Here is a 13,134-nt window from a genome sequence, read left to right as displayed (position 1 = left end):
CCTCTCCCGCTTGCGGGAGAGGTCGCGCCGAAGGCGCGGGTGAGGGCTTTCTCCTCTAGGGGGCTATCCCATTGCGGAGACACCCTCTCCCAACCCTCTCCCGCAAGCGGGAGAGGGAGCGCACCTCCTGCGCAGCATCTTCCCTGCCTCTTAATCCATTCCCTCGCATTTGAACGAATTTTCGTCGGCAAAACTGATTTGCCGACTTTACTGAATTCTCGCGTTTCATCTCTAGCGTGGGTTCCCAGAGGAATTCGGCGTCGCGCCGGGAGCGGCGGGACGGCTCGCCAACGGGCTGCCAAGAACTGGGGTGATCGAGATGAACGGGGCGAAATCGCTTCTGCAGGATCTGGACGACGCGATCGCGCGCGGCACCGACGAAAGCCGGGCGCGTGCATTGTGGCATGCGACCGACATCCTGATCACCGGCCGCTACAGCGACGACGAGATCAGCATGTTCGGCGAGGTGATCGGCCGGCTCGCCGACGAGATCGAGGTGGCAGCGCGCGCGCAGCTCTCCGAAGTGATGTCGGCCTGCGATCACGCCCCGCTCAACGTCATCGAAAGGCTCGCCCTCGACGACGAGATCGCGGTCGCCGGTCCCGTGCTGCGCGATTCCAACCGCATCGACGAGAAGATGCTGGTCCAGAGCGCCATGACCAAGGGCCAGGCGCATCTGCTGGCGATCTCGCAGCGCCAGTCGATCGGCGAAGCCGTGACCGACGTGCTGGTCAAGCGCGGCAACCAGGAGGTCGTGACGTCGGTCGCCAAGAACGAGGGCGCGCGCTTCTCCGGCTCGGGTCTCTTGCACATGGTCCGCCGCGCCGAGGGCGATTCGATCCTTGCCGAGCAGCTCGGCCTGCGCAAGGACGTGCCGCGCCACATCTTCCAGCAGCTGATCGCGAAAGCCTCCGAAGACGTTCGCCGCCGCCTCGAGACCGAGCGGCCCGAGATGATGTCGCAGATCCAGAGCTCGGTCACCGAGGTCACCGGCGATCTCCAGTCCAAGTTCGGCCCGTCCTCGCGCACTTATTTCGTCGCCAAGCGCGTGGTCACGACGCAGTATCGCCAGGGCAATCTCAACCAGGATTCGATCTCGAACTACGCCCGCCAGCACCGATTCGACGAGGTGCAGATCGGCCTGTCGCTTCTGTCGGCGCTGCCGGTCGACGTGATCGAGCGCGCGTTGATGGACCGGAATCGTGAGATGATACTGGTGCTGTGCAAGGCGCTCGACTTCTCCTGGGACACCACGATGTCGCTGTTGTTCCTCGGCGCCAAGGATCATCTGATCACGGCGCGCGAGCTCCAGGACAACGAGCGCGAGTACGGCCGGCTCAAGATCGAGACGTCGCGCAGCATTCTGAAGTTCTACCAGTCGCGCAAGACCGGCGCGGGTGCCGATGCGGGCCGTCAGCCCGAACTTCAAGTCCACTGACAGGTCCACTGAGGAGAGGGGAGTACCTGCAATGTTGCCTCAATTCGGCACCGCCGTTCGCAAGAAGAATCTCGCCAATGCCGGCGCCACCGATCTCGGCGGCGCAGCTCCGGACAAAGCCTCGGTGGACGCCGCCTGGCTCGTGCTGGAAGCCGCCAACGACCTCGGCGACCACGCCGCGGTGGACGCCTGTCGCCGCGTCATCGACGCCGAGCTGAACGGCACGGCGGCCCGCAGCGCGGACGTCGATCTCGTGCTGGGATATTTCAGGTAAGAGATCGCGCGCAGACTGGCGCGTAGCGTAATCCGCGAACGACTCTCAGCAGGAATTCGAGCGCTTGGAGCCTGCATCGCGCCGAAGACCTGACTTCGCCGCGGTCAAGGCTGCGGCCAGTTCGTCGATGTGATAGGGCTTGGGCAGGATCTCGATACCCGCGCGCTCCGCTTCATGGACCGAGGCTTCGGCGTATCCGCTGGTCAGCAATATCGGTATGTCGCTTCGTCGCTTCTTGATCTCGCGCGCAAGCTCGACGCCGTTCATGCCGCCCGGCATCATGATGTCGGAGAAGATCAGATCGATGGGACGGCCGTCCGCCAGGGCCCCAAGCGCTGCCGCGGCGCTGGAAGCGCGCGTGACCTCGTAGCCGAGCTGGCCGAGCATCTCGCCGACGAGCGTGGCAACTTCGTCATCGTCTTCGACCAGCAGGACCTGTCCCTGATTGCTCTTTTTCGGCCGTATCATGGTGAGGTCGATGAGGTGTCGCTCGCCGGCAGGAACATCGAACGATCGCGGCAGGTACAGCTCGATGCTCGTGCCCCGGCCGACCTGCGATTGAATTCGCACCGTGCCGCGCGATTGCGTCGCAAATCCGTGGACCTGTGCGAGCCCAAGCCCCGACCCCTTGCCGACGTCCTTGGTCGTGAAGAACGGCTCGAACACGCGCGAGATGATCTCCGGGGGCATGCCGACACCGGTGTCGACGACGGACAAGCGGACATAGTCACCGGCGATTTCCCCGTCGTTCAGGTCGGGTAAATTTTCGCCGCGCACGATGATTGTGCCGCCATTGGGCATGGCGTCGCGGGCATTGACCGCCAGGTTGAGAATGACGAGCTCGAGCTCGCCGGGATCGACCTCCACCGGCCAAAGCTGCTCCGGAAAGTCGAATTCGACATGGACGTCACCCCTCAGACTGCGATCGAGCAGTTCTCGCATTCCGCCGATCTGCGCGGCGACGTCGACGGGCTCCGGCCGGAGCTTCTGCCGCCGCGAGAATGCCAGAAGTTGCCTGGTCAGGCTCGCCCCGCGCTGTGCCGCCTGGATCATGCCGTCCATCAAGCGGCGGCGCCGGGCCGGATCGCCTTGGCGGTCGAGCATGTCGAGGCCGCCGGAAATCACCATCAGGAGATTATTGAAGTCGTGCGCCACCCCGCCTGTGAGCTGGCCGATGGCTTCGATCTTCTGAGCCTGGCGCAACGTTTCCTCCACGCGTGCGCGCTCTTCAATTTCGAGGCGAAGCTGCTTGTTGGCTTCCTCCAGCGCCTTGGTCCGCTCGATCACCAGCTTCTCGAGCTCCTGCGCCGTCTGCTCGCGCGCCTCGAGCAGCGCCCGGATCTCGTATTGACGCCGGCGTGCACGCAATGCGGATTGGATGGTGCTGGTCAGCGTGATCGGCTGAACCGGTCGTTCGAGCAGCGAAACGTTGCGGAGGAGCTCGACGATGCTGCGCCGCCAGGCGACGACCGCTGGCTGCTCCCGGTGGCTGGTGAGGACGACAAAAGGGAGGTCGGACCACGGCGGTTGGCCCACGATCCATTGCGCCAGCGGCCCGGTATCCTTGCCGAACAATCCCTCTTCGGCCAAAAATACGGTGCCCACGCCAGCGGTCATTTCGCTGACGAGTTCGGGCAGGCTTCTGCAGTTGATGGCCGCGAGATTCGCGCCGCGCAAAAGCTCGGCCGATGCCGGTCCGTCGCGCCCGATCGGAGCAAATACCAGAATCCGGTGATCCCGGTCGGCGCTCATTCGGCCGGTCCTTCCGGAATTTCCGTGCCGGTATAACGTGGGTTGCCAGAAAAGATGCCGCTGAAATTCTGGAGAGGCGGGCCGAGCCTGATCCCGGTGCGGCCGAGCCGAAACTCGCGAATAGTATGTTCGTGATTACCGCTGCGCTTCTTGACCACCGACAAGGCGCGCCGCACCGTTCCGCCGAACTCGAAATAGCGCAGCATCAGCACCGCGTCGCTCAAATAGCTGATGTCGACCGGCGAATCCATCGGCCCGACCAACCCATGTTGAGCCAGGATCAGGATGGTGAGCACACCCTGCTGAGCCAAATAGCTCAGGAGCTCATGCATTTGCAGGATGAGAAACCGCTCATCGGGCATCGCGCTCAGATAACCGTTCAGGCTGTCAATGACCACAACGCGGGCATTGTCGATCTCAACGCTCCTGCGCACATTCGCGGCGAACTCGCCTGGCGAAAGCTCGGCAGGATCGATCTGCTGAAACCTAATTCGCCCCGATTCGATATGTTTTTCCAGATCCAGGCCGAGCGTTCGCGCACGAGCTTCCACCGTGCCGCGACCTTCGTCGAAGGCGAAGAATACGGCATGCTCGCCACGCTCGGCAGCCGCGATCGCATAGGTCAGCGCGACCGAAGACTTCCCCACGCCCGCAGCGCCTATCAGAAGGGCATTGGTGCCCCGCTCGAGGCCGCCTCCCAGCAGTTGATCGAGCTCGGCGTTGCCGCTGAGCGTGAGCTCGCCGGAAAAGCTCTTGTGATGTTCGGCAGCAACGAGCCGGGGGAAGATCCGCAGTCCTCCTTCGGCGATCGTAAAGTCGTGGAAACCGCCACGAAAACGGATCCCGCGCATCTTGATCACGCGAAGCCGCCGCCGTTCAGAGCCGTAGTCGATCGCGAGCTGCTCGAGCATCACCACGCCGTGCGCGATCGAGTGCAGTTGCAGATCGTCCTGGGACGATGACAGATCGTCGAGCAGGACAACGGTACAGTTGCGGTGGGTGAAGAAATGCTTCAAGGCGAGCACCTGGCGCCTGTAGCGGAGCGGGTTTTGGGCAAGCAGGCGCAGCTCGGACAGGCTGTCGAGCACCACGCGCGTGGGGTTGATCCGTTCGACCTCTTTGAAGATAAGATTTGTGGTCTCGCTCAGCTCCATTTCGGCGGGATGAAAAACCGTGAGCTCCCGCTCTGGATCGAGTGTCGTTTCCGGTGGGACCAGCTCGAAGATGTCGACGCCGTCCAGCGACCAGCCGTGCCGCTGCGCGACCAGGGTGAGCTCGCGCTTGGTCTCGGAGAGCGAAATGTAGAGCACGCGTTCGCCATCGCGCACGCCCCGAAGAAGGAATTGGAGCGCAATCGTGGTCTTGCCGGTGCCGGGCCGGCCTTCGTAGAGATACATCCGGTTGGCATCGAGACCGCCGCCGAGGATATCGTCCAGCCCTTCGCTGCCGGTCGAAACTCGCGGCATATCCTTGAGGTCGCTGCCTGGGGCAGCCGCGGATTGACCAGTCATGAACCCCCTCGCAAGCTCCTGAATTCTGACGATAGTTCCTGACGGGCGGATGAGGACGATGCCCAGCGTCAGGATTGAAAAAGTGTTTCATCTAAGGAACTCACGCAGGACGATTGGGTTCCGCTTGACCGCATCTGCGCCTGCGCGGCGCCGTCCGGATCGCCCTTGCCGGGTATCGAGCCCGGAGCGTGGATCTGTGCAAACTGCGCCCGCTGACGCGCGGCTTCGGTTCAGAATTTAACACACGTCCTCTCGCACGCCTTACGCGCACCTGACGTGAGGGGAGAGGCGTACTTTCTCGGCGTCGCCGAATTCGTGATTGCGGCGCTGCTCGCGGCCGGTGCGTTCAGCCCGGTCCTCTCGGCGCTCGGCCCGCTCATGGGCATGGCGACGTTCGCCATCACCTGGTCGTTCTTCTTCACCACGCCCTGTGTCGTGACGTGGAACCTGTCGTCGGATCCGATGGCCTGGAATTTGACCGGCGAATTCCTTTTCAAGGACATCGTCCTGTTGTGCGTTTGCGCGGTGCTGTTTCTCGCATCGCTGCCGCAATCGCTAGTTCGGCTGCGTGCCGGCTGAGCGCCGGACGGTGTTTCACCGGCGGGCGCGGTAGATCACGACATCCTCGCCGTGCCGGTTCGTGCTGCGCTCGAGGAGATAGTTCGATTTCTCCAGCACGCGGCGGGATGCGCCGTTGCCGACATTCACGATGCCGATGAGGGACGACAGCTTCAACTGCGACAGCCCGACGTCCGTCATCGCAGCCGCGATCTCGCTTGCAAATCCCTGGCCCCAGAATTCGCGCTTGAATGCGTAGGCGATCTCGATCTCGTCGACATCGTCCACGAGAATGTGCCGAATGCCCGCCCGTCCGGCGAAGGCCCCGTCCTTCGTTCGCAGTGTCCAGAGTCCGAAGCCGTGCTGGTCCCAATGGGCCATGTTGGTCGCGAGATAGGCCCTTGTGACCTCGGCCGTCCGCACCCCGCCGAGATAACGGGAGACCTCGGCGTCGTGATGCAGCGCGACGAAGTCGGCGAGGTGATCCTCGTGCAATCGCTCGGCGGTCAGGCGGTCGGTGGTGAAATGGTCCACGGCCGCTTCCGAGGCGTGTCGTCGTTCATGCTGCTATCGCTGCGGGCTGATCATGGCATCTTGCCCCTGTTTTGCCCGACGGGTCAACGGGCGACGGCGGATGTTTCTTGCCTTGCGCGCAACCCATTGATTTCACGACCCCAGGTCTACTGTGCATGGGGTTGTTTTCGCAGTTTTGTTTCGGAAGGGGGCTACCCCGCCCCCAGCGCGACCGCGACGTTGTACGTCACGAGGCTCGCCGCATAGGCCAGGACCAGCATGTAGGCGAAGGTGACCCCCATCCAGGCCCAGCTGCCGGTCTCGCGCCGGATCACGGCGAGCGTGGAGGCGCATTGCGGGGCGAAGATGTACCAGGCCAGCATCGACAGCGCGGTCGCGAGCGACCATTTCGTCGCCAGCACCTGGCCGATCTGCTCGACCGCTTCGTTGCCGCCCTCGATCGCATAGACGGTGCCGAGCGCCGCGACCGCGACCTCGCGCGCCGCCATGCCCGGGATCAGCGCCACCGCGATCTGCCAGTTGAAGCCGACGGGGGCGAGCAGGGGTTCGAGCGCCTTGCCGATCATCGCCGCGAGGCTGAACTCGATGGCGGGCTCGGTCGCGCCCGCGGGCGGCTGCGGGAACGAGGCCAGGAACCAGATCAGCACCATCATCGAGAAGATCGTGGTGCCGGCACGGTACAGGAACATCTTCGCGCGGGTGAAGATACCGATCGCGACCGACTTCAGGCGCGGCAATTTGTAGTCCGGCAGCTCCAGCATGAACGGCGCCGGTGCATAGTCGCGGATCATGAAGAACTTGATCACGAACGAGACCAGTAGCGCGCTGATGATGCCGGCGGCATAGAGGCCGAACATCACGAGGCCCTGCAGGTTGATGAAGCCCCAGACGTCCTTGGCCGGGATGAAGGCGGAGATGATCAGCGTATAGACCGGAATGCGCGCCGAGCACGTCATCAGCGGCGCGATCAGGATCGTGGTCAGCCGGTCGCGCTTGTTGTCGATGACGCGCGTAGCCATGATCCCGGGAATGGCGCAGGCAAAGCTCGACAGCAGCGGAATGAAGGCGCGGCCGTGCAGGCCGGCGCCGCCCATGATGCGGTCCATCAGGAACGCCGCGCGCGCCATGTAGCCGAAATCTTCCAGAAGCAGGATGAACAGGAAGATGAGGATGATCTGCGGCAGGAACACGATGACGCTGCCGACGCCGGAGATCACGCCGTTCTGCAGGAAGCTTTGCAGCAAGCCGTCGGGCAGGGTGGCCTGCACCAGCTCGCCGAGCGAGTCGAAGCCGGACTTCAGTAGCTCCATCGCCGGCTGCGCCCAGGCGAACACCGCCTGGAACATCACGAACAGGATCAGCGCGAGCACGATCAGCCCGCCGACCGGATGCAGCGCGATCGCGTCGATCCGTGCGGTCCAGGTGTCGGGGCGAGCAGGCAGGCTGACGCAGTCGGCGATGATGCGGTCGGCCTCGCGTTGGGTGGCGCGCAGCTCGGAGACGCCGAGCGCGCGCCAGCTGTTCTCCACCGGCTCGGCGGCGAGCGCTGCGGAAATCTCGTCGGTCAGCTTGAGCAGGTCGGCCGTGCCGCCCTTGCGCACCGCGATCGAGGTGACCACGGGCACGCCGAGCTCCTTGGCGAGCCGCTCGACGTCGACGGTGATGCCGCGGCGGCTTGCGATGTCGAACATGTTGAGCACGAGGATCATCGGCCGCCCGGTGCGCTTCAGCTCCAGCAGCAGGCGGATGGTCAGGCGCAGATTGGTGGAATCGGCGACGCACAGCACGAGATCGGGCAGGGTCTCGCCGGAGGCCTTGCCGAGCACGAAGTCGCGGGTGATCTCCTCGTCCGGGCTGCGGCCGCGCAGCGAATAGGTGCCGGGCAGGTCGACCACGGAGACCTGGCGGCCGAGCGGGGTGACGAAGAAGCCTTCCTTGCGCTCGACCGTGACGCCGGGATAGTTCGCGACCTTCTGCCGGCTGCCGGTCAGCGCGTTGAACAGCGAGGTCTTGCCGCTGTTGGGCGTGCCGACCAGGGCGAGATGCAGCAGCGGTGCTTCCATGGGATCAAGGGCCTGGGGGCAAGATTCCGGTCGCGCGTCAGGCGACGATGATGGCCATGGCTTCGCGACGGCGGACCGCGATCGTGATGTTGTCGACCCGTACCGCGATCGGATCGCGTCCGACCAGCCCCTCATGCAGGATCTCGACCCGGGCGCCCTCGACGAAGCCGAGTTCGATCAGGCGGCTCTCGAGCTCGACGTCCGATAGCGCCGAGCCAGCCTCTTTGGCGGCGAGGTGCTGGATGACGCCGGTATAGCCGCGCTGGGCCAAGCCCAGCGGCATATGCGAACGCGTATCAATGGAGTCGGTCATGCCCTGTATTTTCAACGCAGGGCATCGAGGTCAAGCGTGCCCGCCCGCCGAAGCTGCACCTTAGAGCGATTTTAAAGTGCAGGGGCGTGGGCGCCTCGTGGGCGCCCCGACGGCTACTGGGCCGGGACCTTGTCCGGCTGGGCGGCCATGGCGCGGCTCTTGAAGTAGTCCAGGACGAAGAGACGGATCGCCGACGACAGATTGCCCTGCTGGCGGTTGTTGTCGATCTCGCCGACCAGCTCGGACAACGTCATGTTGCGAAGGCTGGAAATCTCTTTCATGCCGTTCCAGAACGCCTCTTCCAGGCTGACGCTGGTCTTGTGGCCGGCGACGACGATCGATCGTTTCACGACCGGCGACTTCATGGCTGCTCCTCGCGATCGATCCGGTGCTGGTCCAGATGCTCCTTGGCCTGGTCCGCCCGTTTCGCCTCGGACGACCGTTCCGCCTTCGTGCGCCCGAATTTCGCTCGGTTGGCGTCCGCCTGTTTCGCCGAGGCTTCCCGCTCGACGCGCTTCCTGAAACGATTCAGGTTGATGACGTTCCCCATGCCGCGTCTCCATCACCCGATCCTCTTCTTGCCGGATGAAACATTCAGAAACAGGGCGCCGCATTGCGCCCGAGAAGACTTGATCGCCATTCGCTCGTCCTCGTCAATCGGCCCTTGGGCATCAAACGATGAATTTGCCCGTCGAGGGCAGTAAAGCTGCGTAACACGCCGCCCGGCCGCAACATTGACGGTAATCAAATCCCGCCCCCAAAACCGCATATTTTTGGGCGCTGAGCGTCCGTATCATTACGGATGGCTATCGGAATTCGGAATCATCCCGGGCTGGTCATCTTCTCGGGGCGCACCAGGCGGTCGAATTCGTCGGCCGAGACAAAGCCGAGCCGCAGGGCCTCCTCCTTCAGCGTGGTGCCGTTGGTGTGCGCCGTCTTGGCCACCTTGGCGGCGTTGTCGTAGCCGACCTTCGGCGCCAGCGCCGTCACCAGCATCAGCGAGCGCTGCATCAGCTCCTTGATGCGCTTCTCGTCGGCGCGGATGCCGCTGACGCAGTGCTCGGTGAAGGAGCGCGCGGCATCCGCCATCAGGCGGATCGAATGCAGCATGTTGTAGGCCAGCACCGGCTTGTAGACGTTGAGCTCGAAATGACCCTGGCTGCCGGCGACCGTGATGGCGGTGTGATTGCCGAACACCTGGCAGCACACCATGGTCATCGCCTCGCACTGGGTCGGGTTGACCTTGCCCGGCATGATCGAGGAGCCGGGCTCGTTCTCCGGCAGGATCAATTCGCCGAGGCCCGAGCGCGGGCCGGAGCCAAGCAGGCGGATGTCATTGGCGATCTTGAACAGGCCGGTCGCGACCGAATTGATGGCGCCGTGCGCCAGCACATAGGCATCGTTCGAGGCCAGCGCCTCGAATTTGTTGGCGGCGCTGGTGAAGGGGAGCTTCGTAATCCCGGCAACGTGCTTTGCGAACAGCTTGGCAAAGCGCGGCTTGGAGTTGAGGCCGGTGCCGACGGCTGTGCCGCCCTGCGCCAGCGGATAAAGGTCCTTCACAGCGATCTTGAGCCGGGCGATGCCGCTTTCGACCTGCGCGGCATAGCCGGAAAATTCCTGACCGAGCGTCAGCGGCGTCGCATCCTGGGTATGGGTGCGGCCGATCTTCACGATCTTCGAGAACTCCTTCTCCTTCTTGCGCAGCGCGCGCAACAGCTCGCCGAGCGCAGGGACGAGGTCGGCATTGATGCGGCTTGCGGCGGCGATGTGCATCGCGGTCGGGAAGGAGTCGTTCGACGACTGGCTCATGTTGACGTGATCGTTGGGATGCACCGGCTTCTTGGCGCCGAGCTCGCCGCCGAGCAGCTCGTTGGCGCGGTTGGCGATCACCTCGTTGAGGTTCATGTTGCTCTGGGTGCCCGAACCGGTCTGCCACACGACAAGCGGAAAATGGTCGTCCAGTCTGCCTTCGATCACCTCGCGCGCGGCGCGGATGATGGCGTTGGCGCGACGCCGGTCGAGCAGTCCGAGCTCGAGATTGGACTGCGCGGCGGCGAGCTTGACCATCCCGAGCGCATGCACGAGCGAGATCGGCATGCGGTCGGTGCCGATGCGGAAATTCTGGCGCGAGCGCTCGGTCTGCGCCCCCCAATAGCGGTCGGCGGCGACCTCGATGGGACCGAAGCTGTCGGTCTCGGTGCGGGTTGCGGGGCGGGCAGTCTTCGAGCGGGACGCTTTGGCCATGAGCACATCCATTCTGCCGCGCGAACGCCGCACGGCCTGTTCATGTGCTTCTCTATATAGAGAGTTTGGGCGGGCGCGACGGCTTCGCGGCCAACCTAGATCATTTCTTGCGGAAACGATCGAGCCGCACGACCTCGGCGCCGCCCTGGCTCGGCGGCGGCGGCTCGTCGGCAGCTTCCGGCTTCTCCGCGGCAGGTGCCGGGACCGATACGGCCGATGGCGCGGGCGCTGCCGGCAGATTGTCCGGCGCGACCTCGGCGACGTCGGAGGTGTCGAACTGGAGGCCGAACTTCACGGACGGATCGAGGAAGCTCTTGATGGCACTGAACGGCACCACCAGCCGCTCCGGAATGCCGCCAAAGGACAGGCCGACCTCGAATCGATCCTCGAGCACGGTCAGGTCCCAGAACTGGTGCTGGAGGATGATCGTCATCTCCTCCGGATATTGCGCGAGCAGCCGCGGCGACAGCTTCACGCCTTCGGCCTTGGACACGAAGGTGATGAAGAAATGGTGCTCGCCCGGCAGGCCATGGGCTGCGGCATCGGTCAGCACCTTCCGCAGCACGCCGCGCAGCGCATCGCGGGCCAGCACATCGTATCGGATATGATCGGTCGCCATGGTGGTCCTGTTGCATCCAAGCGGCCGGACCCTGCCGATCCGACTCGCCAAGTCGCAATAGTACCGCGCCTGACGGGCGAGCAGGAGTCCCCGCCGGGGAAGAATCAAAGAGTAAAGTGGAGGCTTCTGTTGCCAGGTGCCTCCGAACCCCGCCTAGCGGAGCTTAACCCACTAGGACTTTAGAGTGGTCTTTCAAACTGCGTTACGCAGCCTGAGCAACCGGAGCAAAGTTGTCGTTGGCAACTATTGCAGTAGCCCGATAACGGCGGAACAATACCGGGAAAAAGTACGCCCTTTACGCCCTCGTCGATCCTATTTCGCCCCCGCCAAAGCCCAGCTTCGGGCAGGCCCGATGATGGGCTTTGGTGGAGGCGCCGGGTACCGCCCCCGGGTCCGAATGGTTTATTGCGACGACCGTTTATTTCCATAGCCGGCGAACCGGCACCCCCAATATAGGGGGCAAAGCTTTCGAAAAACAGAGGGTTGGGGCGCGATCCCGCGGTTCCCTTTGGATAGGCTTCGGACTGCCGGGCCTATCGCGGCTCTGGCCTTTGGCAGAGGTCGCCGGCCCGATGTGCTGAATCCTTGCGCATGATGACGCTGCTGCTCCAGCGAACGACATGTCAGTCTCGGCGTCGGTTAATTTCCTGCGGCGGAAAGTAGCAGCATGAGGAGCCGCAAGCTGATCTCCAGCTTCGGCCGGATCTCGCTCTCTCGCCGGGGCCTGCGGCGGCAGTGCCCGAGACGCACAGCATCGCGGTCAGGGCAAAGCACCGACTAAAACGCCCACGCGACTTCACAGGTCTCGCCAGGTCCGAACGTGCTTATCGTGATGTTAAATCGGCCTGGTCCAGCAATTGCTGCACTGCGTCTGACGCAATGGTTGCGGCGGTCGCGTCCATCTCGCGCAACTATCCAGTCCGGCTTCTGCTTGCCGGCGCCGCGTTGGGTTTTGCTGGCATTGTGTAACGAAAATCGCTAGGCAGTGATCCGGGGCGGGGGATCCAGTTCCAGTCGATTTAAAACAACAGTGCTCGTGACTTACGGGTCGCGGAGGAGACAGGCATGGCCGACACGATGGGCCACTCAGCGACGGCCACCCGAAATACCAGGCTGGCGCTCGGCTTTTGTCTGCTGGCGATTGCGCCGCAGATTTTCGAATTGATCTGGTCGATCGGGACGATCTTTGGCTGGGGGGCCGGCCGCGGCCCCGCGACGGTCGTCACCAGTCACGCGACGGCACTGCTCATTGGCGCGCCCAGCGCCTTGTTCGGATCGTTCGGCGGCGGCGCCAAGAAGATGTCGTCCGAGGTGCTGCTGGCGCTGATCTATTCCTATCCGCTGTTTGCGGTGGCGATCCTCACGTTGTTCATGACGATCCGATCGGCACAGGATTATGTCGGCGGCGTCGTTCTGATGGCCGTCGCCCTGTTCGCGCTGTGGGCAGGGAGCGATCTGCAGGGCATGCGGGGCTTCTCCTTCGGCGCAGGGACCGCGCCGCGCATGTTCGGCGGGTTGCTGGTCGCCTTGTCAGCCGGCATTGCCTTGACGGGTCTTCTGACGAAAGGGCCGGCGATGGCCCATTATTCCTGGCGGGGACCGCTGTTCGTGGTGGCTGCGATCGTCTTCTTCGCCCTGTCGATCCGCTCCCTCGGCCTCGTAGTCACGGCTTTTACCAGCTTCATGATTTCGGCGGCCGGCTCGCACGAGACACGCTGGCTCGAAGCGGCGATCGTCGGCGCCTGCCTGACGCTCGGTTGCGCCATTCTGTTTCCTTACATACTCGGGCTGCCGATGCCGATGTATCCGCGTTTTCTGATCCAGTGAG

13 protein-coding genes and 1 other RNA gene are annotated in these 13,134 nt (G+C 63.8%); 4 read left to right on the top strand and 10 right to left on the bottom strand.

The genetic code is table 11. The features are described 5' to 3' along the window. Positions 1-319: 319 nt before the first annotated feature. Positions 320-1,438, top strand: coding sequence for a DUF2336 domain-containing protein (locus P0R31_RS35580; RefSeq protein ID WP_275519435.1), 1,119 nt, complete (start codon positions 320-322; stop codon positions 1,436-1,438). A gap of 31 nt (positions 1,439-1,469) precedes the next feature. Further along, a complete protein-coding gene (locus P0R31_RS35575) occupies positions 1,470-1,712 on the top strand; it encodes a hypothetical protein (RefSeq protein WP_036024966.1) in 243 nt (80 codons plus the stop codon). Between the two features lie 45 nt (positions 1,713-1,757). On the opposite strand, the gene P0R31_RS35570 is transcribed toward P0R31_RS35575, so the two are convergent. Together P0R31_RS35570 and P0R31_RS35565 are read right to left on the bottom strand one after the other, a co-directional pair. Then, positions 1,758-3,464 (bottom strand): ATP-binding protein, encoded by a 1,707-nt coding sequence (locus tag P0R31_RS35570; protein WP_275519433.1) that lies wholly within the window; start codon positions 3,462-3,464, stop codon positions 1,758-1,760. After that, a complete protein-coding gene (locus P0R31_RS35565) occupies positions 3,461-4,975 on the bottom strand; it encodes an ATPase domain-containing protein (protein WP_275519431.1) in 1,515 nt (504 codons plus the stop codon). The genes P0R31_RS35570 and P0R31_RS35565 overlap by 4 nt, the downstream gene beginning before the upstream one ends. Positions 4,976-5,251: 276 nt before the next feature. Between P0R31_RS35565 and P0R31_RS35560 the strand changes: the two genes are divergently transcribed. Continuing rightward, positions 5,252-5,554 (top strand): DUF417 family protein, encoded by a 303-nt coding sequence (locus tag P0R31_RS35560; RefSeq protein ID WP_275519429.1) that lies wholly within the window; start codon positions 5,252-5,254, stop codon positions 5,552-5,554. A gap of 15 nt (positions 5,555-5,569) precedes the next feature. Here the strand turns inward: P0R31_RS35560 and P0R31_RS35555 are convergent, their stop codons facing one another. The 8 genes from P0R31_RS35555 to ssrA all read right to left on the bottom strand — a co-directional run bounded on the left by P0R31_RS35555 (position 5,570) and on the right by ssrA (position 11,788). After that, on the bottom strand, positions 5,570-6,067 hold the full coding sequence (locus P0R31_RS35555) for a GNAT family N-acetyltransferase (RefSeq protein WP_275519427.1): 498 nt from the start codon (positions 6,065-6,067) through the stop codon (positions 5,570-5,572). Positions 6,068-6,258: 191 nt separating this feature from the next. Beyond that, positions 6,259-8,130: a ferrous iron transporter B gene (gene feoB, locus P0R31_RS35550; protein ID WP_275519425.1), complete on the bottom strand. Its 1,872-nt coding sequence runs from the start codon at positions 8,128-8,130 to the stop codon at positions 6,259-6,261. Positions 8,131-8,167: 37 nt separating this feature from the next. Then, positions 8,168-8,443 (bottom strand): FeoA family protein, encoded by a 276-nt coding sequence (locus P0R31_RS35545; RefSeq protein WP_275519423.1) that lies wholly within the window; start codon positions 8,441-8,443, stop codon positions 8,168-8,170. A gap of 113 nt (positions 8,444-8,556) precedes the next feature. Then, entirely contained in the window at positions 8,557-8,808 is a 252-nt protein-coding gene (locus tag P0R31_RS35540) for a ribbon-helix-helix domain-containing protein (protein ID WP_275519421.1), read from the bottom strand. Continuing rightward, a complete protein-coding gene (locus P0R31_RS35535) occupies positions 8,805-8,993 on the bottom strand; it encodes a DUF4169 family protein (protein WP_109144934.1) in 189 nt (62 codons plus the stop codon). The genes P0R31_RS35540 and P0R31_RS35535 overlap by 4 nt, the downstream gene beginning before the upstream one ends. 272 nt (positions 8,994-9,265) lie before the next feature. Continuing rightward, positions 9,266-10,699, bottom strand: coding sequence for a class II fumarate hydratase (gene fumC, locus P0R31_RS35530; RefSeq protein WP_275519419.1), 1,434 nt, complete (start codon positions 10,697-10,699; stop codon positions 9,266-9,268). Positions 10,700-10,787: 88 nt separating this feature from the next. Further along, positions 10,788-11,306 carry an SspB family protein gene (locus P0R31_RS35525; RefSeq protein WP_157284719.1) on the bottom strand — a complete coding sequence of 173 codons (519 nt, stop codon included), beginning with the start codon at positions 11,304-11,306 and terminating at the stop codon, positions 10,788-10,790. A gap of 115 nt (positions 11,307-11,421) precedes the next feature. Next, positions 11,422-11,788, bottom strand: a transfer-messenger RNA (tmRNA) gene (ssrA, locus tag P0R31_RS35520). A 583-nt stretch (positions 11,789-12,371) separates the two neighbouring features. On the opposite strand from ssrA, the gene P0R31_RS35515 reads away from it, so the two are divergent. Continuing rightward, the gene (locus tag P0R31_RS35515; protein WP_275519417.1) at positions 12,372-13,133 is read left to right on the top strand and encodes a tripartite tricarboxylate transporter TctB family protein; all 762 of its coding nucleotides are present in this window, start codon (positions 12,372-12,374) and stop codon (positions 13,131-13,133) included. Position 13,134: the final 1 nt, after the last annotated feature.

Source organism: Bradyrhizobium yuanmingense (genome assembly GCF_029167105.1).
Classification (GTDB): domain Bacteria; phylum Pseudomonadota; class Alphaproteobacteria; order Rhizobiales; family Xanthobacteraceae; genus Bradyrhizobium; species Bradyrhizobium yuanmingense_A.
Note: the sequence above shows the minus strand (reverse complement) of the source record. Positions and strands in the feature narration are given on the sequence as shown.